The organism is Leptospira broomii serovar Hurstbridge str. 5399 (assembly GCF_000243715.2).
Classification (GTDB): Bacteria; Spirochaetota; Leptospiria; order Leptospirales; family Leptospiraceae; genus Leptospira_B; species Leptospira_B broomii.
On sequence record NZ_AHMO02000008.1, the window covers coordinates 906,313 to 929,620 of the forward strand.

A 23,308-nucleotide genomic window follows, 5' to 3' on the forward strand; every position below is an offset into this window, starting at 1 on the left:
ACTTAATCCAATCAATAACGAATTAATGTTTCAACGGCTTCACCTGATACGGTGAAATACATTACGTTAATAATAGATTATTTTTTAATATAATGAATTAAAATATTCTAGATCTCTAATTTTTATACCCTTAAAATACGATATTAAGAAAACCGATATTCGGATTATAAACTAAATATGGACTCCTACGGAAATTTACGTGCAATGGGAATTCATTCCCTTCTATACTGTGAAAGACTTTTCTACTTGGAGGAAGTGGAAGGTGTATTAATTGCTGACGATAGAGTTTACGCAGGACGAACTTTGCACGAAGAATTAGAGCCGACCGAAGATACCTCAGGAAGGATAGAAACTTTTCATTATACGAGCGAAAAACTAGAAATTTCAGGCAAGGTAGACCGTATTCAAAAAAGAGACGGAGACTGGATACCCTATGAGCACAAAAGAGGTCGCGCAAGAATTGGAGCAAACGGTCCAGAAGCGTGGGAATCTGATAAATGCCAGGTAACAGTCTATGCCCTACTTTTGGAAGAGGCAACGGGCAGAACAATCCAAGAAAGTAAAATTAGATATCATGGTAGTAAAGATTTAGTTCGAATTGAAATTGATGAAGAACTCCGTTTAAAAGCTGTAAAAGCAATCAATAGGGCGAAAGAATTATCAACGTCTACAGAAAGGCCGCCGGTAACAGAAAACGAAAATTTATGCAAAAATTGTTCCTTAGCCCCCGTTTGTTTACCGGAAGAAACTCGAGTAGTCACTGAAACAGAATACGAACCGGTTAGACTTTTCCCGGAAAAAAGAGATCGGGCGACTATACATGTCTTCGGTCATGACTCAAGAATCAAAAAATCTGCCAACGTTCTCCTCGTAGAAAATGTCGCAGAAAAAGGAGAAAAGCCTAAATTAGAAAAAATTCCAATTCAAGAGATCGAATCTGTCAATATCCACGGAAATTGTCAAATTTCAAGTCAGACCATTAAATTTCTAGCTGCAGAAGAAATTCCGATCCATTGGTTTTCGGGAGGAGGAAACTATATAGGCGGAATTAATATCAATCCTTCCGGTGTTCAAAGGAGAATTAGACAATTCAAGGCTCTAACGGAAGAAACAATTCGATTGAATCTAACCAAAAAATTAGTATCAGCTAAATGTGAATCCCAACTTCGATATTTACTCCGAGCTACAAGAGGAAAAGACGAGACCAGAAATGAAACCGAAGGATACATAGGAACAATTCGAAATGGACTCAAAAATATAGAATTAGCAAGGTCGGCTAGTCAGCTATTAGGTATTGAAGGTTCATCCGCAAGAGCATACTTTTCGGGGTTACCTACTCTAATCAAAAGTTCTGAATCATTCCTAATACCGAATGGCAGGAGTAAACGACCACCTAAGGATCCATTTAACGCCGCTTTAAGTTTTTTTTACTCGCTACTTTACAAATCGGTTCGGCAAGCAATTATATCTGTTGGTCTTGATCCGAGTTTTGGCTTTTATCATACTCCAAGATCTTCGGCAGAACCTCTTGTCTTGGATTTAATGGAATTATTTCGAGTTAGTATCTGTGATATGACACTTATCGGAAGTATAAATCGGAAGTCCTGGAATGAGGAGGATTTCGAAATTACGAAATATAAGGTTTGGCTTTCCGAACCGGGTCGCAAAAAGGCAACGCAGCTCTACGAATTAAGATTGGACGATAGCTGGAAACATCCAGTTGTAAATTATTCACTTTCTTATTACCGAATGATCGAATTGGAAACTCGGCTCTTGGAAAAAGAATGGAGCGGAGAAGCCGGGATATTCGCACAAGCAAGGTTAAGATAATGAAACATTGGAGGTTAGTTGCTTATGATATTCGCGAACCAAAACGACTTCGAAAGGTTGCCAAAATTATGGAGGGATTCGGAGAACGAATCCAGTTTAGCGTTTTTCGAATCTACTCAACGGACAGGGAATTGGAAAAACTCCGCTGGAAATTGGCAAAAGTAACTGAAAAAGAAGATGAAGTATTTTACTTAACTCTCTGTGCAAAATGTGCTTCCGGTGCACATACGCAAGAGAAAAAGTCCGCCTGGCCTCCCACCCCCAAAACCCTCAAAATTCTCTGATTCAAGCATCAATCCAGGGCATAGACATAATTTTTTAGGAAACCAGTAGATCGGCTTTCTTGGAAGAATTGAAAATCTACTATATTCTAAATATTCTGAGAATTACCTTATAAGATCATTTTATATAGTAAGTATAAATCAAAGATTCTTCGTTGCAGAATTTACAGCAGCAGATATGATTGGAAGTCATCAAGTTTATACTTGAATGGTTTAAACTAAATATTTAATGGGATTTGAAAGAAAATAATGACCTAAGAGAATTTTTCAGATGAAATTTAGTTTTAAAATCCAATATACTTGTTTTGCGTTAGAAATTCCTCTTGTATCCTCAATTTCTCTTCGAAGAACCCACCAGTATAAATTGCTCTGAAACTAACTTTGATGCCGAAAGGCGTTGAGCATAATAAACATCGTATGTCGTTGGTGCTGTCCACGTGACTGAAACTAACTTTGATGCCGAAAGGCGTTGAGCATATTGTCCTAGGGACTATATGAATCAGGTATTGGACTGAAACTAACTTTGATGCCGAAAGGCGTTGAGCATTTGCTCCAAAATTCCATTTTAACCAACTTTGAGTTACTGAAACTAACTTTGATGCCGAAAGGCGTTGAGCATTCGTCGGTGCTGTCCACGTAAATGGAATCGTTTGCGTCTGAAACTAACTTTGATGCCGAAAGGCGTTGAGCATGCAAGGGAGCGGACGAGATTCGTAAGATCAAAGAACTGAAACTAACTTTGATGCCGAAAGGCGTTGAGCATATGTCATAGTGTGACCCAGTTCCAGACGTTCCGACTGAAACTAACTTTGATGCCGAAAGGCGTTGAGCATCAAGTATCGATCAAGGTGGTGATAGGCTTCCAAGGGCTGAAACTAACTTTGATGCCGAAAGGCGTTGAGCATGTATCTAATTGCGCCGGTTCCAACATCGATATCGCTGAAACTAACTTTGATGCCGAAAGGCGTTGAGCATATTTGAAACGGGTGTTGGAACTCAGCCACATGTCCGCTGAAACTAACTTTGATGCCGAAAGGCGTTGAGCATATTTTAAGATTTCAAGCCTTGGATCTTTTATTTCTGAACTGAAACTAACTTTGATGCCGAAACGCGTTGAGCATTACAGGACTCGATTTGTAATGGGAGAAGATCCAGGCTGAAACTAACTTTGATGCCATAAGACGTTGAGCTTCTAAATGAGTAATAATTTTTTTGGCGATGTCCCGAACTAGCATAATCCCCAAATTGCCCAAGCATATCCTCCAGAACGCAGTTGCGATCTAGTAACGTTAGATATTGTGTTTGTTGTAGCGTTATAGTAATTAGCTGACAGTCGGTGAAAATTTGGTCATTCAAGTTTTTTCGAAAGAGAAATTCCTCCCCGACTCTAAATCTTTCATTTATAAATCTTTCGAAATTGTAAATAATTCTATTTGTCCATAGATAATATTACAAAGGATTGAAATCACTTTCGATAAACTATTAAATATTGGATCATAGACCATAAAATTTTCAGACCAAATATTACTCATATAACCATCAATATTACCGTAAACTTCTTTTGATTTGTATTCAGTTTCGATCATAAATGTTAGGCAGATGCCTTTTAGTTTTTCATTGGCGATGTCTGTAAGACAAACCATAATAGTAAATCCAAAATAATTTGCTCAACAAACCCACCCTTGATAATTGTAATGTCGATGATTTTAGCTAAATTTCTCTCTATAGAGATTTTAGATCTTCATCTTTAATGCAGATCGCGATGAAGATTATCCTTCTTTCGTATGCCGCAAAAAAAATTCGATTAATAGAGTTATGGCTACCAACTTTTTGCAAAAAACTTAATTTGCTTTCACAGAAATGAACATTCCTCCACTTATTTTGGTATTCGATGAGGTCCATGATTATTTCTTTAAAAAAAGATCGATTTTCAAATCTTAATTATCCTATTCAAAAATTCATTTTATCCGAAAAATCCTCTTTTAAAAAATGGTTTCGTATCATTTATCAGATACGAACTTACGGAGTTTGACGACTTTTCTAGTGGATTAACCCTAACAAAATCGATTAAACCTTCCATAGCTTCTTTCGCTACAAAACCTGTATCCTTCATTACCTCATCCCAGTCAGCTTCATTCGATATTTCAATTCCAATTAAAATATGTCCTGGATCACCAGAAGAGGGATTGAATATACGAGCCAAATATGCTCTCTTTACTTCTTTCTTTTCCTTAAAAATCAATTTCAAAGAATCTACGAGTTTATGAGGGTAATCGGAGGGTTGACCCAAAAAAATCTCTGTCTCTTCTTTCACTTCAATCCTTTCATTAGGACGCCAGAGACTACCATTAAGTAAACCTTCAATTTCTCCTGCTTTCAATATCTTACCATAGTCTGAACCTGGATTCAGAAAGAATTGCGAGCCTTTTGTAAATTGGAAAAAGGCTTTCGCTTCAAAATTTAAATAACTCTCTTTTCCCGAAATATATTCCTCCAATCTTCTTAAAGAGCTAAATATAGGAATATAATATTCATTTTCAAAAGTAATATTAATAAGCTGGATAGACGCTTCGCTTTGTAATACTCCATTTGCATCTGGTTCTATATCGCTTTCTCCGAGAACAAAAAGTTGAGACTCCAACAGCAATCTGTAGAATTCCGGACGATAAGCAGGTTCTGTTGCCGCTTTTGAAAGAGCTAGTTCAAGTGGATTTTCAGGATGAGATAGCATAATTTTTGTGAATTTGATTATAAATTAAATATCGTCAAGCAGTAATACTAATTCTATACAAGTCAGCTAAAAGAATTCACATCATGTTTTCCAGGTAATATTTAAGAGTGTTTAATTATTATTCGAGAACAAATTTATTTCGCTACGCAGGAACCGTCAGGTCCCGATTTGCTCAATCATCGATCGATTTTGCGTCGGAAAAACTAACAATAAGTAAATTAGAATCGTTGTTTAAATCGGTGAAGAGAGCTTCTTATAATTCGATATGATTATTTGACTCCCTAAAGAAAATTTAGTTGATAGTGATGGACCATAAAGAATATGCTCTATCGACAATCATTAAGGAAAATTCAATTGATAAACAGTCAAAAATTCGCTGCATTATTTCTTTTTTCTCTCCTCCTATTTTCATTTCCCTTATTCGCGGAACAGAAAATTGATTTTCATGAATTAATCGTAACAGTGCCAGATAATTGGGTTAGAGTCGATGGTGATGCGAAGAAGATGATTTCAATTCACGATCTCGAACGAAAAAACGGTGTAGTCGTTAATCGAATCGATCATCCTGCCCTTTTTTTTGATATATCCAAAGAAAGTTATCAGAAAACCTTTTTAGAGGCTCTTAAAGAAAAAGGAATCTCTCATATTAGCGAAAGAGAAATTGTCGAATTAGCAGGTCGAAAAGCAGTAAAGTATAGATTGTCCAAACCTGATTCAACAGAAACGAATATTAACTTTGGTTTTTTTGATCAAGATTATATATACAGCATAACAATTTCTTCCGTCGAAAAGAACCCGGAAGATAATTTAGCAATTAAAAGTGTACTTTCGAAGTTGCATTTTAAAGAAGGTCATGGCTACTATTGGTTTCCTTCGGCCACTCGATTAGCAAATTTCATTTTTGATGGATTTGGTCTTTTATTACTTTTTGGATTAATTTATTTTATTCGAAAAGTAATTATGAAAGTAAAGAAATCCAAGTGAGGTAACTGTCAGTAATTTCATTTCACTCAAAGCGAATTGACGGGAAGTATTGAACTTGTGGTTTTTAAATCTACGTCTGGAGTTTTCCGGCCACTAATACCCGAGTATAATTCACCGTCATTTCTATTTTATGTATTTCCCAAGTAGTCGCAATCGAAGAAATAGAAACCGATCCATGCTGGTCTATTTATCAATGGATTTTTTTCTATTTAATGAATATATAAAATATCAGTCCCGAATATCAAGGAAGTTCGTAAGATGCTATTGAGGATCATATTCTTATTTTTCATTTTTATTATAATTACGTGCAGGGCAAAAAATAATTCCGTTAAGAACCTTTATGTAATGCCGGAATCGGGGGTAAAATTAAGAAAAGAGCCTAGCCTTTCCGGGAAAGTTATCGAAGTTATTGCTAAGGATACAATGATTATTGTATTCAGTGAATCGCAAGATGAAGTTATTGTAGATGGAATTAAAGGAAAATGGTTAAACTTTTAAAGGTCCTTTATAAGCCAGTTCATATTTTTAACATGCCCGGACGTTGGGCTGAAGTTATACAAACAGCTGAATCAAAGACATTCCGGAGATGGATTTTTAATACTAATTTAGTTACGAAGCAAGAAGCCGCTAATCTTTACTTGCCGGTTATTAAAAAGCAAATTGAGTCTTCTGTCGGAAGTTTTATTGTCCCTGAAATATACGACTCGTCGTTAAATTATACCGTATTTTCTTTGAGTCCTACAGAAAACTTTACTTGCAATTCATACAGCGATTCTTCGTGTATAAATCTAATATTTCACGATGGTAAACTAATTTACTCAGATAATAAAGGTAAAGAATTTAACCTTTTAATACTAAATCTTCTTTTCCTTATCGCCTCCGCTCCAATTTCTTTTTCTGCTCATTTATTTTTCTTGTCCATTGATCCCGATAAAGCCCTAAAAGTTTCCTCTTTTGAGAAAGAAAACAAATCATCCATTCCCGGTCTGATTCAGTCTTCCTATTTATTTTCTTAAACATATACAATTTAGCTCTCTGCCTTTTTAGAAGATCGCAATTACTTACTTTTCTTTGTACAAAGTTTAGAGATTTATATTTAGCTCTTTGTTTTCTGTATATGAATTGCCAAAGATAACCTTTTTCCTGGGGAAATTTCTGATTATTTATCTTTTCTAGTAACTTAAATTGAACAGCGGACCAAGCTTCGAAATATCCATAGAGTCTTGTCAACTTAGCCTTTTGAAAGGTATAGACAGATTTCCATTGTTTACCCATTAAATCAATATCGGGCTTTCGCCTGGCTCGACCTATCAATCTCCATGTCTTACACTGATTTCGTCGTAAACATTGAGACCAAGTTACGATTTGGTCTACAGCTTCCGATCGCCTTCTTTCTTTAGCTCTTATATGAGTTGATCTTGTTCTTAATAGAATTGTACGAATAACCCGCTGTGTATAAACTGAATCTTTATTCATTATTCGACTGCTTTTCCACTTTTTTTAAAGTATAACCTATTTCTTTACCCCTAAATTTTATTATATCAACCGCGAGATTGATAATTTCATTTTCCTCGACATGTCTTGTTAAAAACGAAAGTTTCCTAATCACCATGTAATGATTCGATAAAGCTTCTGGATTTTTACTTCTGTAAGGATCTTTTCTTTCTACTTCTAAATTCAATGGAGTAAGTTCATGTCCTGTAAGAGCGCACCTATTATTTTGATTCCGACGCATATCTTCAAATTCTTCCGAACTACACGAAAAATTAGATGTCTTCTTTCTTTCTTCTTTAAACTTTCCCATATAATCTTCTCCTCTCTCTCATGTTAAAACCATATTTACTTTTAGCACCGATCTGTGTTTCGTGGACTGTTATTTCAATATTCCCATCATCCTTTCCCTTGAGAAATTCATCTCGATCAAATGTATATAGAATGTCTGGCAGAACGGGAATGTGCTTCTCTATAAAGTATTGTATTGGATCACTTTTCTTTCTGATTACCTGAGTAACTTCAGCTATGCCGAGTTTAGCCCAACGTTTTGCTATTCGAAGGAGAGGACGCTGAGAGTTTTTGCCCAATAATTCATAGCTTTTCTGATGAATTGGAGAATTCAGATCTATGTTATTCCAAAGCATATAAGCTACAGAATTATAATAGCGTTCTTTAATCTTACGATGTTTAGGACCAGATTCCATAAAATCTAGATAATCGATGTGAGCTTGTTTTAGGTGGAAGAAACGATTTTCGTGTAATATTTCTCTAAATTTCTTATCGATTCTCTTTCTAGATCGACTTTGATCCAAATGGATTCGCTTCTCCGGCGTTGGTAAATCATATAGGAGTTCTTTCCTTGATTTTAGTAGTTTTATGGGTTTCAGGTCAGTTCTACGGGATTTAATAGAAAATCTAGATCTACTACTTACATTTCGCAGTAATTTTAGATTTTTACTATTTAATTTCTCTAAACCATATACCCGAATTCCCTTTAAAGCAGAATATTCATTTAAATATAATATAGAATTTGATGGCTTAAAATAACTGTAAGAAGCTAAAAATGAATACTTGATAGATCTTTGATTTCCTTCGGCGCACTGGTTATTTACCCCTGCCTCTGTAGACCATCTATTTCTACCCCAAACATTCCTTTTACTATCGACCGCTCTTAAAGAATGATTCACCTGGCGATAGTTAACATTATTTCTTTCTAAATAGGGAAAACCTTCATCACCAAAAGTAACTGTATTCTTAGGTAAATAATCTAAGAAAGGCTGTACAGTTCTCTGTTTTTGATCTGGAATAGAATCGAATATTACTGGACCACCTTTAATAGCTTGGGTTAATGCTAAGGTCCCGATCTGATAAACTCCCTTTTGTTTTGCTACGGCATCTGACAAATAGATACTTGCTGTTTGACCTTTATGCTTAAATCTTTTCCGAAAACCATTTGCTCTTTGACTAGCAGAAAACAAAGCAAGTGTATCAACGCTTACTACTGGCTTACCTTCGATAAAAGGTCTTAAATCGCCATTTTCTGGCAAATTTTTACCTCTCCAAGCTTTCTTAATATCTTTAACCATCTCATCTTTAATTGATGGTATAAGATCACTTAAAAATACCTGTAGTCTCCTCTTTAATAGAGTTGAGGTTCTACTAGAAATCCCTAACCTACGTTGTATCTCCGACGCAGATAATCCTAATGGAAATCTATGAATCGCTTCTAATAATACATAGCTGAAGGTCCACAATGGAATTTTTAAATGCTCTAAGGGTGTCCCAGAAGTCCTAGAAATCTGATACTTGCATTTTGGGCATCGAATTACATTCTCCCTCGTAGAAACATCTTTAGAAAGAGAAACATTACAGCTAGGACAATCTTTAGGATACAGATTTCTAAGAAGCGATTTCGTTAGTTCTGTATGGTAGAAAATATTGATATGAGGAAATTTACTGTTGAAGCGAGTTTTTGCTGAAGGTTTTAGTTGCTTAACAGTACTACTGCGACGCGAGTCGGAGGTTACGACTAATCCATTCTCACCTGAAACAGTAGGCAAATTATCAGTGCCCAGCACTTTCCGTAGGAAGGTGTGGGTGCTGGCATTTTGCGATTTGTGAAAGGTGATGAAGGGATTAGTCGTGGGCGACGACTCACAAAGTATATATTCCTTCAGAGGTTCGAACGTAAAATTATTTCTTGATTATCCGAAACTTTTTCAGGGAACTAGTCAGCATGCATTAACTACGAATTATCGCTCCCTACCGAAAATCGTGGAGATATCGGCGATTCCAATCGATAGAAATAAAAGCAAAATCCCGAAGATCGTGCAAGCTCACCGTTCAGGAAAAGCATCCGTAGGTCGTGTCAAGATAAATAAAATCAGCGATCTCTTTTCCTTTCTCAGTCAAGCATACCGATTAAGTCGAGGCGAATTAAAAATTCTCTGCCGTTCCAATCATCGTATTAGAGAATATATCCGAGCCGGCATTCCGGAAGAACTTTTAATGACAATACATGCATCCAAGGGTCTGGAATTTCACACCGTTTTTGTGGATATCGCCGACGGCTGGAACGTAAAACAAACGTCTCCACAAGAAGTCTTAGAGGAAGAACACCGAGTCCTGTATGTGGCATTATCTAGAGCCAAAGACAGTTTAGTGATTATCGGATCTTTGAGAAATTCTAATAGGGAAACGGCCGAAGATCTTTTCTTCTCATATTTTGCAAAGGTCCTTCCCACCTGGAAAAAACCTCCTGGATAAAAGCATCTTATACTTTGCATTTACCGAATGTAATGAAATTTTGGATCAAGGATAGAATTGATGAAATTTTTCTTAATAGAGTTACTATACACCGTGCCCATAGAAAAAATTGACGAGGCAGTCGTAGAGCATCGTAATTTTTTGCAAACCTTGTATGATAAAGGAATTCTCCTTCTCTCCGGCCCCAAGGAACCTCGAATTGGTGGAGTGATTTTAGGAAAGTCCAAATCTTTGCAGGAAATCCAAGATATATTCCAAAACGACCCGTTTCAAAAATATGATTATGCAAGCTATAAATTCACCGAATTTTCTCCGGTAAAACGCCAAACATTTTTAGAAGATTGGATTCAGCAAAAATAATGCCGGATCCTAAACCGGGATTATTCTTTACGTTTTGTTGATGGAAAAAAACCGACTTCCCGCTCATTGTTGAGCGGGAAGCTGGGAGCAAGTGGATTGGATGGGTGCTTAAATGGTTGCTAACGCCGCGTTAGCTAGTTCGTAACCTCCGGTTTGATCCGGGTGAAAACCAGGTTTAAAATAAAGGAGCGCCATTCCTGCAAGCGCCGGATACAATACTCGTCCTTGAGGGCGTGCGCCGTTTAAATCCTTAAAGTATTTGCGGATTCCCACTTTCTTGTCCGCGATTAAAAACCAATGCTGTAAGAAAAGTGAATATCCCCAGAATATTGCGGACGCGATCAAGAAGCCGAAAATCCTTAAAGTATAACTTTTAGAAACGGTTTGCAAGACGTCATAAGCGACCGATTTATGCTCAATCTCTTCGCATGCGTGCCAAAGAAGTAGATTTCGCATTTCACCTTCCGCATAATCGTAAAGTCTGTTTCTCAAAACGACCTCGCCCATACTTGCGGTATAATGCTCCAATCCTGCAGTGACTGAAAGTTTTAATTTTTTCCCGAAAAGAAACTCCAGTAAGGGCAACAGAATTCCAAAAGCGGTTTTTATATAAAATTTCAGCATGGCCTTAACTGGACGACCTTGGGCTTCCAAAATTTCAAGCGCTTTCTCGTGCTCTTTTCCGTGCTGGACTTCCTGTCCGATGAAAGCTTTTACCCTATTCTGCAATCCTGGATCCTTTACTCGGTCTGCGAAGGCCTTAACACTTTTAATAAAGAATCTCTCCCCTTCGGGAAACAGAATATGATAAGCGTTTACATTATGCGTTAAAAAGGAATTGTCGGCCACATAGTGATCGGATACGTTTTCAAGGCCGACGAAATCCATTTTGCGAACCGACGGCGATTTAGCATCGATCGGCTTTAAATTTCTTTTTTTAGCTGTTGTTACATTACTCATTTCTCTTCACCAAAACCTAAATTATATAGTTGCTAACGCAGCGTTCGCCAATTCATACCCGCCGGTTTGATCGGGATGAAAATCCCGTTTAAAATATAACAGAAATGCTTTGGAAATATCTTTCCAAAGTAATCCTGCATATGGCCCGGCGTTTTTCATATCCGCGAAATACCTTTTAAAACCGATTCCGGGATCCGAGAAAATAAACAAATGCTGTATTATGATTGCGTAACCCCAAAACATAAAGGTCGCTACGATAAAGCCGAAAACCCGTAAAAGATAACTTTTGGACACGGTCTGTAATACGTCATAGGCGACCGATTTATGTTCGATCTCTTCGCAAGCGTGCCAGAGAAGAAGGTTTCTCATTTCACCTTCGGCTTGGTCGTGCAAGTTGTGACGTAACGAAATTTCGCCCATAGTGGCGGTATAATGCTCCAAACCCGCCGTTACGGACAACTTCAGTTTTTTACCGAAAAGAAACTCGAGAATAGGCCAGAAGAGTTCATACGCCGTCTTTACATAAAATTTTAGAATCTTAGCGACCGGGTATCCTTTCTTCTCAAGCATCTCTAAAGCCTTTTCGTGTTCCTTACCGTGCTGCACTTCCTGTCCGATGAAGGCCTTGATATTGTTCTGGAGTTTCGGATCCTGAACTTTGTCAGCGAAAGCTTTTACGCTTTTAATGAAGAATCTTTCGCCCTCCGGAAAAATAATATGATAGGCGTTTACCGTATGCGTGACGAATGAATTCCCGGCGATATAATAATTAGAAAGCTGATCCAAGCCTTCGAAATCCATTTTACGGACGCTCGGCGCCTGCGCATCAATCGGTTTCAAATCCCTCTTTTTACGTTTCATTTGGACGGTCATAGGTGTCTCCCAGTCAGCACGTCGACTTTTGTAGCGGTTACTATAACCTATGTTCGGAAAGGTCGCCCGCCGATCTCGGAAAATCCTAGCTAATTCCGAAATCGATAAGGATTATTGGAAAAATTTTTCCGATGATCCGCGGATCCCACCGGAAGCAATGGATGATTTTGGCAAGAATTCTGTGCCGTAAAAGGAGAGGTAAAAAGAGAGTAAAGATAAAGGAGGAGAATGCAAGGGCGAAAAGGCTTTACGACAATGAATACGGCAAAATACTGGTCGCTACCGGGGGATTAGCTCAGCTGGTTAGAGCGCTACCTTGACATGGTAGAGGTCACTGGTTCGATCCCAGTATCTCCCACCACCCCGCAAATTTTCTATAATCGGCTCTCTACTATGGAAAGCCGATATCCTGAAAAAGTTTACTTTCCGATTTGTTCCGTGAACATAAAGCTAGTTGCGGGCATTTTAAAACCGATCACGTTCGCCAAATCCTTTTTAATTTGTTCCCGAACGTTCGGCTCATGTTCGATCAGCAATGCTTCTCTAAGGGAGAATTCTCCCGCTTTCAAATCCACTTCTCCGACCGCCATCGAGGCTCTGTAACGAACCATAGGCGATTCATCCTTTAAAAAGGAACAGAGGTCGTAGAACTTTTGATTCGCAATTCTATTGATTGAAACAATCGCATTTAAAATGGCAACTTTCACGAATGAATTTTTTTCTTTATCGAGAGCCGCATTTAGCTGGGGAAGCGTTTCTTTCCGATTCAAATTTTTCAATCCGTCCGCCGCCGATGCGCGAACATAGAAATTAGAATGGCTCAATCCGGAAACGATAATATCTTCGCTTTCTTTTAAATATGGAAGAAGTCCGATGCTTCTAAGTACCTCCCCCACGGAAATCGTCAGGTTATATCCTTCGGGAGAACTGAAACTCGGAATATCCGTTTCCTGAACGAGAGGAGAGATTCGTTTAAATTCCTCCATAAGCTCGGGAGCGGCGATATCCAATTCCATCGCACCCAACGCTTGAGCGACCGCAAATTTAAGTGTGGGAGAATTTTCCTCCGATTTGGGAACTTTCGGATTCCCTTTAAGTGCATTCAAGAGAGGTCGGACGGCAAGTTTGCTTTTAACGAATTTTAGATAATCGGCGGCTTGGATTTTTTCCTCCAAGCTACCGCTCTCTAAATTATGAATTTGTTCGAAGAATAATTTATCCAATTTATCATGGATTGGTTCCTTTGCCGAAACAGCTGAGGAAACGAATAAAAATACACCTAGGAATAGGCTTGAAATTCTGGAAACGGACATGGCCCCCCCTTTCCCCTAAAATATCGGTTTTCGGGTCCCCCGTCTTAACCCACTAGGGCCTAAGAAAGAAGAATCAGAGAGAGTCTTTGTCTCGAACCCTTTCTGCAATCTTCCGAATTTTCTCCGAAAAGTCCTCCACCGCCAATTCCTTTTCGCCGCCTTCTTCCAATTCTCGACCCACTTTTTTGAGATCTTCTTGGATTTGTTCTCGGTTTTCGCTGGCTCTTTGAGCTAAGTGCGTGAGGAGGTCCTCTCTATAACTTTTGACTTCTTCCAGTTTTAATTCCCCTAGAGCTACCATGCTCTGGAGAATTTTGTCCATTTTTTCTCTCGTGAGATATGCCAGTCCGATTCCGCCCAGAACTAATCGCCCGAACAGCGCGCTGATATTTTTACCCGTTTCACGGATTAACGCCGAAAGCATGTAGTTGGAAAATTCTTCGTTCCTCTGTCCTAGGCTGACTTTTAGGAACGTCTGACCGAGGATTTTTGGCGTAATATCCTGGCCGGTCATATTATCGATCACCTTGATTTCACTTCCCGCAATAATCATTTCTGCGACGTCTTCCAAGGTGATGGTTTTGCTAGTCTCGGGGTCGTACAACCTTCGGTTTGCGTATCGTTTGAGTACCTTCATTCGGGCGTTTGCCTTTGCTTCGAAAAATCCGAGACCGATGCGCTGGATCCAGAGCCGAATAAAGGAGGAGTCCGTTTTTTGTTTCGGATTGCCTTTCTAGTTGCGGGTTTTTCGCAACGCACCAATTCTAGGATCGGGTTAAAATCCCCAAGGTCAAGGAAAAAACCCGTTCTATTCCAAGCAGGTATGAATCTACTCTCAGACGTTTTACTTCTAAGACGACTTACTCCGGAAGAGCGAGAATTCTTGTTAGCCCTTCTAAAGTGGAAAGGAATTTCATTTTTCGAATGGGTGACCTCTTCTGGTTTTCCTTCCGTTTCGAAAGACACTTTAATATGGAAGTCGGATTCACAACCGGAAGACATCGCACAGACAAAAGATTGGTCGCGCGAAGCTTGCTTACTCGGAAGGTTTGATCGAGAAGAAAAGAACGCCTTTTTGAGAGCCGGAGCGAATCGAATTTACGATTTAACTGTTTTCCCTTTGGATGAATTTCCGATATTTCGTCCGAGTAAACCGATTCATCCCGAAGCGATTCTACTGACTCGGAACGAAAATTTATATTATAAATACAGGTCCCTGTTTAGGGCCGCCGGCTCCAACGCATATTGGTGTAGAGATATTTTCGGACTTCCGAATCTTTTAAAAGAAACGAAGCCGGGATTGTTGATCCTGGACGCTGAATCTTTCGAAGCCAGAGAATTAATCGAGAAGCTTCGTCCTATTTTAGGGGTTCCTTACTTTCCGCTTAGCTTTTGTTTAATCGATTTTGGAAGAGAAAACGTTTATCAAGACCTGGCCAGAGGTTTAAAGGACTTAGCGAAGGCATTCTTCGATCCTAAAGATCTATTACTTTTTATTCGAGATCGCTTCGCTTTAAGATCGGCTTGCGAAGAATCCGGATACCAAGCTATAGTTTGGGGGGGAACTCCACGGAATATCCGAGAATACGAATTTCCCAATATTCCAAAAATTCCAGATGATAAAGGACAATCCGTCCTTAACGGTAGGATTCGTAGAATGTTTCTCTGGTTGGGAGACGGTGCAATCCGAGGAGATTCTTCGGCGTAAAAACTACGAATTATGCCCCTTCCGATTCTAAACGGTCGAATACCTGTAAAAATAATTCGACAGGTTGCGCCCCTGAAACCGCATATTTCTCGTTAAAAATATAGAATGGAACTCCGGTAACACCCATATTCTTCCCTTCGATTTCCTCTCTTTCGATTTCCGATAATAGCAATTTATCTTCCTTCACGGATGAGAATTCCGTTTCCGGTATGCCGGCCTCTCGAAGACTCTCCAAAATGACCGATTCGTCCGATAAATTTTTTCCGTCCGAAAAAAAGTTTCGGAAGAATATTTCGGCCAGTTGGGATTCCTTGTCGTACTGCTTCGCTTTACGAATCAAAGCATGAAGAATAAACGTATTGGGTTGATGACCTTTATCTAAATTAGAAAAAAATAAACCGTCTTCCTTTGCTATATCGGCGACTCTCCCCGTCATCGAACGGATCCTCTCCAAAGAGCCGAATTTTTTGACCATATGTGCGACTCGGTCTTCTCCGTCTGAAGAAATATCCGGATTTAACTCGAATGGTTTCCAATTAACTTGTATCGAATCACTCGGATGCGTAACTTTCCATTGTTCTATAGCGTTCTCTAATCGTTTTTTCCCGATATAACACCAAGGGCATACTACGTCCGAATAAATTGAAATTTCAGTTTTCAAGGAAAATGTCTCCTGTAACCGTTAGACTTACAAGCAAGTTCAGAATTGCATTCTTTTTTTTCGAAAGAGGATGGAATGAGTCCGAAAAAAAGATCCCTTAAATATAAACTCTATTCTTCCTCTAAAAGTTCGTCGGCTTCCAAATCTTCAAGACCTCGATGAGGAAACGCCTGTTCGTAAAACAAAGCGGAAAATAAGTTGAAGTCCTCGTCTTCCGGCAGGTTCTTTTTTTCCCAGTATTCATTCCGACGTTTGATCAATACCGAAATAGTTTCGTCCTCGAGAGAAAATTCCTTCCCCCCTTGATTGAGTCGACGAACTAGCCAATTTAAATTATGCAAAGTGAAGGATCCCAAAAATTCCAGTGCAGCTAACGACGGTTCGCGTTTCATCAATGCTTCAGTATGATACAAGGGAATTCGTAAATAATAAGAATCCTTCGTTTGCATATATTGCTGATATCCCGAAGAAACGGATTCGAAAAATTGAAGCGTATTGATATACGAAGTGTTTATTAATTTTTCTTTCTCAGGATATAAACGGATAATTTCCATTAAATCGATGAAGCTATCCTTTTGCCTTGCTTCTCTTAATATCGCATCCTGAGGTTCAGGTCTCGGTTCCACGTCGATCAACTTTACGAATAGATATTTTATTTCGTATGCGAATCTGGACTCTCGAGGAATATAATATTCTATCCAAATAGGCTCTTTATAATACTGGATCAGTTCTTCGGCTGGAAGATCCGGAGTGACGCTTAACGACTTGAGTTTTTTTACGTCATCGGTGATTACTTTCTTTCCGCCGACTCTCGTCCGCGAACGCTTAATTTGACGGAGCTCGCTTTTATTGAGTAGCGGTTTTGGTTTGTACGAGTCCATTTTAGAATCCTATCGGAATCGAAGGCTCGGTAATTCAGAGCCGACTTACGATATTCTATTAGATTCGACGATTAAGGCCAAAAGATTTTCGCCCAAATTAATCGGAGAAAGATGCCGAACGGGCTCATTATTCCGGATTCAGCAAAACGAACGTTTCCGTTTCCGTCTAAAATATAAAAACTAGGATATCCGCCGATACTCCAATCTCTGAGAAGAATCGGATTCCCCGGGATTACGGGAAAATCGATCGATTTTTTCTGGATATACTCGTTTAGAGCGATCGGATTTTCGCCTTCTTCGACGCTTAGAAAAGTAAAACCTGATCTTTCCTTTAATAATGACGCATACCACTTAACAAGCGGAAGATTCGTAGTGCATACACCGCACCAAGTTGCCCAAAAATAAACGACTGTCGTTTTCCCTTTTGTTTCCGCTTTCTTCCCTTCCGGAATACGAAACTCCATTCCTTCCAAACTAAGTACAGGCTTTGTATCTAAAGCCCTAAACCAAGCGAGAAAAAACGTGGCGAAAAGGAGCAACATGAGCGCTGCACCGTATTGAAAAGCACTCTTTGTCTTCGCGTTCATCCTTTGTTTAGACTCGTCTTAAAGGTGAATGGGCAAACTTTGACCGGGGCCGGAATACATTATCCAGACCACCAAGAGGAGCCAAATAAACCCGGCAACCAACACCCCTAAATCCGTCAGAATGGCTCTCGTAGGATTGTGACCCATATTCTTTATATAAATGATGTACAAAGAGCGAAAGATAGCGTAAACTACGATCGGAATCGTATACACCATTTTATCCGTTCCTAGATTTTCTATCGTTGTCGGACTCGTCACATACATCACGTAAGTGACGAGGGTCATGGTTGCGACGATTCCCATCATCAAATCGAGAAAGTTTACCGAATATTCTTCTAAAATCTTTCTATGTCCGATTGCGCCATCCTCAAGAATGATAAGCTCCCCTCTTCTTTTTCCGAAGCCCCAGTAAAGAGCCAACATAAAAGTACAGAGTAAAAGCCAGGACGAAAAGCTCACTCCGACTACGACGGAACCGGCCACTGCTCGAACAACGAAGCCTATCGAAATACTCATAACATCCAAGATCACCATATGCTTAAGAAAACGGCTATATATGACGTTGAAAACCAAGTAGAATGTAACTAGATAAAAGAATTCAGGCTGTAAACGAAACGATAAGATGAGGGTTCCCGAGAGTAGTATCGCCGTAAGAAAAAGAGCGACCGTAGGCGTAATCGCACCCGAAGCTAGCGGCCGATGCTTTTTTTCCGGATGCAAAGCGTCTTCCTTTCGGTCCAAAAAATCGTTAATCACATACTGACAACTCGCAGTCAGTGAAAATAGAAAGAATGCAGCGATCGCACGTTCAACGGATTCTAGGTCTCCGAGTTTTTTGCCAAAAATAATCCCCGCAAAGAGAATAATATTCTTAACCCATTGATGAGGGCGGAGTAGCTTGATGTAAGGGACTAGCATTCTGGCTCCAGGGAGAAATGTCGTTCGTGAAGGACAGGATGTTGTTCTTCGCAAGAGTTTCAATTAAAAACTGATTCGAAATTGCGACGATCCGAGGGCACTCGTCCACTGAACAATTCATTTTGCCCCTCTGCTGCTTACCGGAGTTGGAACTCCCACAAAGAAATCCGAAAGAAAAAACGCTTTTCATTGGATACAAAATCTGATAAGGAAGCGGGGTACCGCCGCTTCGCTCCGGCCCCCGCCCAGGAAGGGTGGGGCTAACTGACCACTCGATTCGGATAATGAAGTATTATCCTACTTGAATCTTAATCCCGTCGTCCTTCGAACCGAGGCTGCCCAGACCCGAATGTCCGGTAAAAGCGATTAAAAGAGTAAAGACCCCGACTCGCCCTACGTACATTATGCAAGGGTAAAAGAATTTTTCCAACCCTGTAATATACGGCGTCAAGCCCTTAGTTAAGCCGACCGTGCCGAAAGCCGACATCACCTCGAAAAAGATATCTTCGATCCCGTGCCTATGTTCGTTCGTAATGGTGATCACCAACATAAAAAATACGATGGCGATCGTCGCCAGAAAGTAGATTCGAGTGGAAATTGCGACCGAGTTTTTGGATACTTCTTCGCCCATTATGGTTACTCTTGCCTGGGGATTGATTACGTTTCTCAAATACATTAAGAGAATTACGAAAGTTGTAATCTTAATACCCCCGGTCGCACCCTGAGGCCCGCCTCCTACGAACATTAAGGAGCAAAGGAGAACGTATGTCGGGCTTCTAATTTCCGAAAGGTCGAACGTATTGAATCCCGCCGTCCGAGATGAAACGGAAAGGAAGAATGAATTGAATAGTTTATCCATGAAACCGAATTTTCCGATCGTATCCGGATTATCCCATTCCGCAAAAAGGATTCCCAACCCTCCAACGTGTACCAATATTAAGGATCCATAAAGAATTACTTTCATCTGAATGCGATTCGACTCGCCGTGCAGGGCTTGTCGGTATAGACTCAGACGATCCTCGGCCCAGAAGGACAGACGGATCAGAAGTAGGTAAATCCAGGAAGGCTCCTTTCCTTCCTCCAATGCTCGAGACATTAAATATGTCTCCATCGCGACTTCGATACGATTCATAATTTTGCGAAACGTTTCTAACAATGTTTTCTCGAAGAAGATTATAACGGGAAATCCGATACCTCCCATCACGATCAATCCTTGTATGATGACAAGACATACCGGTTCGCTTGCAAGAAAACTAACATCGTCCACTATAGAAAACCCGGCATTATTAAACGCGGATACTGCGGTGAATAAACTTAGGAAAACCCGATTTGGGTCGCCGGGTAATTCGCTTAAATTTTTCGGCATGAATAGATAAAGTAAGAGTGCGCCAAGCAATTCCAGCGAAACGGAAATATTAACGATCGAAAGCAATATTCTTCTTACATAATGCGCTTTCTTCGAAGATTTCTCCACTCCGTCTTCGGATTCATGCGAATCGATCGCTTCGAAAACGAATGCTGCAATTCGGGTACTCCGAGACAAACCTCTGACTACGAGAATTCCGACTAATACCGTGAAGGTAATAATCCCTAACCCGCCGATCTGGATCAGGAACATCATGATCACCTGGGTAGAAAATGCTAGTCCACTGATGGAAACGGTAGTCAATCCGGTGACACAAATGGCCGAAGCCGCGATGTAAAACGAGTCGGGATAACCTAATCTGCCGGATTCGGAGGCATAGATCATAAACGAGCCGAGCAGGATCGCCGCAGCAAAGCCTAAACACAGGATTCTAGCGACCGAAAGCAGTAAAAATGCCCGGGCTATCCGATTGATGTTTCTCTTAAAAAATTTAATCGACTGCATTGGGTGAGGGAAACCCTCTTCCGAAGGGATATTTTTTTCCGATAAGCAGGCCAGGCAATGAAAAACCTGACGCTCGGAGTTCGAAGAAGGGATTCGATTAAGAATATCTTTACAAATGAGGCGCTTCTAGAAATCTGGTAAGAATTAGGGCTCCTTTACCCTGGGGGCCTCTGACGTTTTTATAACCCAATCTTTATTACGAGGACCCTATGAGTACTGCCGTCGCGGATTTTAAAGCCAGTGAAAAACTCCTCAAAACCAGGAATATCGGAATTTCCGCCCATATCGACTCCGGAAAGACCACCCTGACTGAGAGGATTCTATTCTATACGAATCGTATCCACGCTATCCACGAAGTTCGTGGAAAAGACGGAGTCGGCGCGAAAATGGATAGCATGGAGCTGGAAAGAGAGAGAGGGATTACGATCCAATCCGCTGCTACCTACTGCAAGTGGAAAGATTATACCATCAATATTATCGACACTCCGGGCCACGTGGACTTTACGGTCGAAGTGGAACGCTCTCTTCGAGTACTTGATTCTGCCATCCTAGTTCTTTGCGGAGTTTCCGGTGTTCAGTCTCAGTCCATTACTGTGGACCGCCAGATGCGTCGTTATAACGTACCTAGAGTCGCGTTCATCAACAAACTGGACCGAACCGGAGCCAACCCGTTCCGAGTGATCGATCAACTTCGCGACAAGCTTAAGCATAATGCCGTAGCCGTCCAAATTCCGATCGGATTAGAAAACGACCTTCAAGGAATCATCGATTTAGTAACGATGAAGGCCATTTATTTCGAAGGGAACGGAGGAATGCAAATCGTCGAGAAAGAAATTCCGGCAGAACATCTAGAGCTCGCTCAGAAAAAACGCGAAGAGCTCTTAGATGCTGCTTCTATGTTCTCGGACGAACTCACAGAAGCGATGCTCGAAGGCGAACCTACGGTGGAGCAGATTAAGACTGCGATTCGGAATGGTACGATCGCTTTAAAATTAACCCCGGTTTTTATGGGTTCTGCGTTCAAGAATAAAGGTGTTCAGAAACTTCTCGACGGAGTTTTAGATTATCTTGCGTCTCCGGTAGATGTCACCAACAAGGCTCTTGACGTTAATAATAACGAAGATCAAATCATTCTTCCTTCCGATCCGGAAAAGCCCCTCGTTTGCCTCGCCTTCAAGTTGGAAGACGGACGTTACGGCCAGCTCACCTATGTAAGGGTCTACCAGGGTAAAATCCAGAAAGGTATGACGATCTACAATATGTCCAATAACAAGAAACATAACGTAGGGCGCCTCTGTCGGATGCACTCGGACGAAATGGAAGACATCGATTCTGCGGAAGCGGGAGATATCATCGCTCTTTTCGGAATCGATTGCGCGTCCGGAGATACGTTTACCGACGGTAAAATGAAAGTTTCTATGGAGTCCATGTTCGTTCCGGCTCCCGTTATTTCTCTTACCATCGAAGCCAAGGAATCCAAGCACCTAAACAATTTGGCAAAAGCTCTCAATCGCTTTACCAAAGAAGATCCGACTTTCCAAACCCACGTCGATCAGGAATCCGGCCAAACCATTATTAAAGGAATGGGAGAGCTACACCTCGAAGTCTATATCGAGCGGATGAAGCGCGAATACGGTGTGGAATTGGTTACGGGAGCTCCTCAGGTTGCATACCGAGAAACCATTACTCAACGTGCGGACTTTGATTATACTCACAAAAAGCAAACCGGTGGTCAGGGTCAGTTTGGTCGCGTAGCCGGTTTTATCGAACCGATTCCTCAAGAAGAAGGTAAAAATTACGAATTCGTAAATGCTATCGTCGGTGGATCGATACCTCGTGAATACATCTCCTCGGTAGATAAAGGATTCAAGAGTTGCTTGGATCGCGGAAGTCTAATCGGCTTCCCGATTATCGGAGTAAAGCTGACTATCAATGACGGATCGTATCACGATGTGGACTCGTCGGACATGGCCTTCCAAATCGCCGGTCGTTATGCATTCCGCCAAGGTTTCTCAAAAGCGAGCCCTCAAATCCTCGAACCGATTATGAGAGTAGAAGTGGACGGACCGGCAGAATTTCAAGGAGCCATCCTTGCTTCTTTGAACCAAAGAAGAGGGATGATCCTAAACACTACGGAACAAGACAGCTACTGCAAAGTGGAAGCTGAAGTTCCGTTAGCGGATATGTTCGGTTACTCGACCGTCATCCGTTCCTCTACCCAAGGTAAGGCGGAATTCTCGATGGAATTCTCTCGCTACGCACCGGTACCAAGGAACGTTGCGGAAGAGCTAATGAAGAAATACAAGCCGCACTCGAAAGACGAAGATTAATCCGGATCTTTCAGGATTTTTCCTCGGAAAGGGAGCCATCTACGGCTCCCTTTTCTTTTTCTTATCCTACCATTTGCCGATACCAAAAGTATGTGCGAATGCTTCCGAATCCGTTCGATTTTGCTTTCACTTACGGCCGGAATTCTACTTTTAATCTCGCAACCGTCCGAAGGCGGCACTCGTTCGCCCTCGGAATCCCATACCGTCCAGCTCAAGGAGACTGCATTTTCCATCGCCAAAAAGCATGGAATCGATTGGCGCCTTCTCCTTGAATGGAATGGCAAGAAAGAATCCGACGGATTACGAAAAGGAGAAGTCTTAAGATTGCCTCCCGATCCGTCCAAAGGTTCAACACCAAAAGGAGAACCGATAGGACTCGGAACAGTATCGACTCGACCTAAATTTAGGAAACCGTTGGATAGGCTTCCGCCGGTTGCACTTCCCTTTTCAAAAGTAAGTTATTATCCGAATAAGGGAGTATTATTCAAAGCGGGAAGACATAAAGAAGTGCGGACAGTGTCCGAGGGAAAGGTTGTTGTGGTGGACCAAATGGACGGCTACAGGAAATATATTATTTTAGAGCATGGCGGGGGGTATTCCACTATCTATGCGAATTTACGTTCCGTTGGCGTTAAAGAAGGGGATAGTGTAAAAAAAGGCGCAGCTGTCGGCGAATTAGAAGAAGGGAGAGGACTGTATTTTCAGATCAATCAAGGATCGAAAGCTATGGACCCGATACCTTTCATTAGCCATTAAAGAAC

At 40.6% G+C, this 23,308-nt stretch carries 20 protein-coding genes, 1 tRNA gene, 1 pseudogene and 1 CRISPR repeat array; of the genes and pseudogenes, 10 read left to right on the forward strand and 12 right to left on the reverse strand.

Features of this window, described 5'->3' with window-relative positions; all coding sequences use genetic code 11:
• Positions 1 to 204: 204 nt before the first annotated feature.
• Together LEP1GSC050_RS09750 and cas2 are read left to right on the forward strand one after the other, a co-directional pair.
• Positions 205 to 1,830, forward strand: coding sequence for a type I-MYXAN CRISPR-associated endonuclease Cas4/Cas1 (locus LEP1GSC050_RS09750; RefSeq protein ID WP_020987694.1), 1,626 nt, complete (start codon positions 205 to 207; stop codon positions 1,828 to 1,830).
• Positions 1,830 to 2,114, forward strand: a complete 285-nt coding sequence (gene cas2 / locus LEP1GSC050_RS09755) for a CRISPR-associated endonuclease Cas2 (protein WP_010571035.1) — start codon at positions 1,830 to 1,832, stop codon at positions 2,112 to 2,114. The genes LEP1GSC050_RS09750 and cas2 overlap by 1 nt, the downstream gene beginning before the upstream one ends.
• A gap of 366 nt (positions 2,115 to 2,480) precedes the next feature.
• Positions 2,481 to 3,303: direct repeats of the CRISPR family, unit length 36 nt; unit sequence CTGAAACTAACTTTGATGCCGAAAGGCGTTGAGCAT.
• A 771-nt stretch (positions 3,304 to 4,074) separates the two neighbouring features.
• On the opposite strand, the gene LEP1GSC050_RS09770 is transcribed toward cas2, so the two are convergent.
• Positions 4,075 to 4,842 (reverse strand): enhanced serine sensitivity protein SseB C-terminal domain-containing protein, encoded by a 768-nt coding sequence (locus LEP1GSC050_RS09770; RefSeq protein ID WP_010571037.1) that lies wholly within the window; start codon positions 4,840 to 4,842, stop codon positions 4,075 to 4,077.
• A gap of 354 nt (positions 4,843 to 5,196) precedes the next feature.
• Here LEP1GSC050_RS09770 and LEP1GSC050_RS09775 point away from each other — a divergent pair, with 354 nt between their 5' ends.
• On the forward strand, positions 5,197 to 5,826 hold the full coding sequence (locus LEP1GSC050_RS09775) for a hypothetical protein (protein WP_010571038.1): 630 nt from the start codon (positions 5,197 to 5,199) through the stop codon (positions 5,824 to 5,826).
• A 482-nt stretch (positions 5,827 to 6,308) separates the two neighbouring features.
• Positions 6,309 to 6,842: a hypothetical protein gene (locus LEP1GSC050_RS20840; RefSeq protein ID WP_156895960.1), complete on the forward strand. Its 534-nt coding sequence runs from the start codon at positions 6,309 to 6,311 to the stop codon at positions 6,840 to 6,842.
• A 452-nt stretch (positions 6,843 to 7,294) separates the two neighbouring features.
• On the opposite strand, the gene LEP1GSC050_RS09785 is transcribed toward LEP1GSC050_RS20840, so the two are convergent.
• Positions 7,295 to 7,630, reverse strand: coding sequence for a hypothetical protein (locus tag LEP1GSC050_RS09785; protein ID WP_010571041.1), 336 nt, complete (start codon positions 7,628 to 7,630; stop codon positions 7,295 to 7,297).
• Positions 7,617 to 9,398, reverse strand: coding sequence for a hypothetical protein (locus tag LEP1GSC050_RS09790; RefSeq protein ID WP_232225694.1), 1,782 nt, complete (start codon positions 9,396 to 9,398; stop codon positions 7,617 to 7,619). The genes LEP1GSC050_RS09785 and LEP1GSC050_RS09790 overlap by 14 nt, the downstream gene beginning before the upstream one ends.
• Positions 9,399 to 9,456: 58 nt before the next feature.
• Here LEP1GSC050_RS09790 and LEP1GSC050_RS09795 point away from each other — a divergent pair.
• A pseudogene (locus LEP1GSC050_RS09795) lies at positions 9,457 to 10,086 on the forward strand (3'-5' exonuclease); the annotation flags it as partial.
• Positions 10,087 to 10,146: 60 nt separating this feature from the next.
• Positions 10,147 to 10,446: a YciI family protein gene (locus tag LEP1GSC050_RS09800; RefSeq protein ID WP_010571044.1), complete on the forward strand. Its 300-nt coding sequence runs from the start codon at positions 10,147 to 10,149 to the stop codon at positions 10,444 to 10,446.
• 108 nt (positions 10,447 to 10,554) lie between these two features.
• Here the strand turns inward: LEP1GSC050_RS09800 and LEP1GSC050_RS09805 are convergent, their stop codons facing one another.
• A complete protein-coding gene (locus LEP1GSC050_RS09805; protein ID WP_010571045.1) occupies positions 10,555 to 11,406 on the reverse strand; it encodes a metal-dependent hydrolase in 852 nt (283 codons plus the stop codon).
• A gap of 21 nt (positions 11,407 to 11,427) precedes the next feature.
• The gene (locus tag LEP1GSC050_RS09810; protein WP_010571046.1) at positions 11,428 to 12,279 is read right to left on the reverse strand and encodes a metal-dependent hydrolase; all 852 of its coding nucleotides are present in this window, start codon (positions 12,277 to 12,279) and stop codon (positions 11,428 to 11,430) included.
• 284 nt (positions 12,280 to 12,563) lie between these two features.
• Here LEP1GSC050_RS09810 and LEP1GSC050_RS09820 point away from each other — a divergent pair.
• Positions 12,564 to 12,640: transfer RNA gene (locus LEP1GSC050_RS09820), tRNA-Val, on the forward strand.
• Between the two features lie 58 nt (positions 12,641 to 12,698).
• Here LEP1GSC050_RS09820 and LEP1GSC050_RS09825 read toward each other — a convergent pair.
• Entirely contained in the window at positions 12,699 to 13,592 is an 894-nt protein-coding gene (locus LEP1GSC050_RS09825; protein WP_010571047.1) for a HEAT repeat domain-containing protein, read from the reverse strand.
• Between the two features lie 73 nt (positions 13,593 to 13,665).
• Positions 13,666 to 14,229, reverse strand: a complete 564-nt coding sequence (locus LEP1GSC050_RS09830) for a polyhydroxyalkanoate synthesis regulator DNA-binding domain-containing protein (protein WP_010571048.1) — start codon at positions 14,227 to 14,229, stop codon at positions 13,666 to 13,668.
• A 78-nt stretch (positions 14,230 to 14,307) separates the two neighbouring features.
• On the opposite strand from LEP1GSC050_RS09830, the gene LEP1GSC050_RS09835 reads away from it, so the two are divergent.
• Positions 14,308 to 15,300 carry a hypothetical protein gene (locus LEP1GSC050_RS09835; protein WP_010571049.1) on the forward strand — a complete coding sequence of 331 codons (993 nt, stop codon included), beginning with the start codon at positions 14,308 to 14,310 and terminating at the stop codon, positions 15,298 to 15,300.
• A 10-nt stretch (positions 15,301 to 15,310) separates the two neighbouring features.
• On the opposite strand, the gene LEP1GSC050_RS09840 is transcribed toward LEP1GSC050_RS09835, so the two are convergent.
• The 5 genes from LEP1GSC050_RS09840 to LEP1GSC050_RS09860 all read right to left on the reverse strand — a co-directional run bounded on the left by LEP1GSC050_RS09840 (position 15,311) and on the right by LEP1GSC050_RS09860 (position 20,217).
• Positions 15,311 to 15,961, reverse strand: coding sequence for a DsbA family oxidoreductase (locus LEP1GSC050_RS09840; RefSeq protein WP_010571050.1), 651 nt, complete (start codon positions 15,959 to 15,961; stop codon positions 15,311 to 15,313).
• 110 nt (positions 15,962 to 16,071) lie between these two features.
• Positions 16,072 to 16,842 carry a hypothetical protein gene (locus LEP1GSC050_RS09845; protein WP_010571051.1) on the reverse strand — a complete coding sequence of 257 codons (771 nt, stop codon included), beginning with the start codon at positions 16,840 to 16,842 and terminating at the stop codon, positions 16,072 to 16,074.
• 71 nt (positions 16,843 to 16,913) lie between these two features.
• The gene (locus LEP1GSC050_RS09850) at positions 16,914 to 17,429 is read right to left on the reverse strand and encodes a TlpA family protein disulfide reductase (protein WP_010571052.1); all 516 of its coding nucleotides are present in this window, start codon (positions 17,427 to 17,429) and stop codon (positions 16,914 to 16,916) included.
• A gap of 18 nt (positions 17,430 to 17,447) precedes the next feature.
• The gene (locus tag LEP1GSC050_RS09855) at positions 17,448 to 18,347 is read right to left on the reverse strand and encodes a decaprenyl-phosphate phosphoribosyltransferase (RefSeq protein WP_010571053.1); all 900 of its coding nucleotides are present in this window, start codon (positions 18,345 to 18,347) and stop codon (positions 17,448 to 17,450) included.
• A 292-nt stretch (positions 18,348 to 18,639) separates the two neighbouring features.
• Positions 18,640 to 20,217, reverse strand: a complete 1,578-nt coding sequence (locus tag LEP1GSC050_RS09860; RefSeq protein ID WP_010571054.1) for a potassium transporter TrkG — start codon at positions 20,215 to 20,217, stop codon at positions 18,640 to 18,642.
• A gap of 209 nt (positions 20,218 to 20,426) precedes the next feature.
• Here LEP1GSC050_RS09860 and fusA point away from each other — a divergent pair, with 209 nt between their 5' ends.
• Complete coding sequence (gene fusA, locus LEP1GSC050_RS09865) at positions 20,427 to 22,547, forward strand: elongation factor G (RefSeq protein WP_010571055.1); 2,121 nt, start codon at positions 20,427 to 20,429, stop codon at positions 22,545 to 22,547.
• Positions 22,548 to 22,637: 90 nt separating this feature from the next.
• Positions 22,638 to 23,303, forward strand: coding sequence for an LIC_10271 family cell wall hydrolase (locus tag LEP1GSC050_RS09870; protein ID WP_010571056.1), 666 nt, complete (start codon positions 22,638 to 22,640; stop codon positions 23,301 to 23,303).
• Positions 23,304 to 23,308 lie beyond the last annotated feature (5 nt).

Coding starts and splice junctions, on each gene's coding strand:
- LEP1GSC050_RS09750 (WP_020987694.1), top strand. CDS start 205: ATGGGAATTCATTCCCTTCTATACTGTGAAAGACTTTTCTACTTGGAG.
- cas2 (WP_010571035.1), top strand. CDS start 1,830: ATGAAACATTGGAGGTTAGTTGCTTATGATATTCGCGAACCAAAACGA.
- LEP1GSC050_RS09770 (WP_010571037.1), bottom strand. CDS start 4,842: ATGCTATCTCATCCTGAAAATCCACTTGAACTAGCTCTTTCAAAAGCG.
- LEP1GSC050_RS20840 (WP_156895960.1), top strand. CDS start 6,309: ATGGTTAAACTTTTAAAGGTCCTTTATAAGCCAGTTCATATTTTTAAC.
- LEP1GSC050_RS09785 (WP_010571041.1), bottom strand. CDS start 7,630: ATGGGAAAGTTTAAAGAAGAAAGAAAGAAGACATCTAATTTTTCGTGT.
- LEP1GSC050_RS09800 (WP_010571044.1), top strand. CDS start 10,147: ATGAAATTTTTCTTAATAGAGTTACTATACACCGTGCCCATAGAAAAA.
- LEP1GSC050_RS09805 (WP_010571045.1), bottom strand. CDS start 11,406: ATGAGTAATGTAACAACAGCTAAAAAAAGAAATTTAAAGCCGATCGAT.
- LEP1GSC050_RS09810 (WP_010571046.1), bottom strand. CDS start 12,279: ATGACCGTCCAAATGAAACGTAAAAAGAGGGATTTGAAACCGATTGAT.
- LEP1GSC050_RS09825 (WP_010571047.1), bottom strand. CDS start 13,592: ATGTCCGTTTCCAGAATTTCAAGCCTATTCCTAGGTGTATTTTTATTC.
- LEP1GSC050_RS09830 (WP_010571048.1), bottom strand. CDS start 14,229: ATGAAGGTACTCAAACGATACGCAAACCGAAGGTTGTACGACCCCGAG.
- LEP1GSC050_RS09845 (WP_010571051.1), bottom strand. CDS start 16,842: ATGGACTCGTACAAACCAAAACCGCTACTCAATAAAAGCGAGCTCCGT.
- LEP1GSC050_RS09850 (WP_010571052.1), bottom strand. CDS start 17,429: ATGAACGCGAAGACAAAGAGTGCTTTTCAATACGGTGCAGCGCTCATG.
- LEP1GSC050_RS09855 (WP_010571053.1), bottom strand. CDS start 18,347: ATGCTAGTCCCTTACATCAAGCTACTCCGCCCTCATCAATGGGTTAAG.
- LEP1GSC050_RS09860 (WP_010571054.1), bottom strand. CDS start 20,217: ATGCAGTCGATTAAATTTTTTAAGAGAAACATCAATCGGATAGCCCGG.
- fusA (WP_010571055.1), top strand. CDS start 20,427: ATGAGTACTGCCGTCGCGGATTTTAAAGCCAGTGAAAAACTCCTCAAA.
- LEP1GSC050_RS09870 (WP_010571056.1), top strand. CDS start 22,638: ATGTGCGAATGCTTCCGAATCCGTTCGATTTTGCTTTCACTTACGGCC.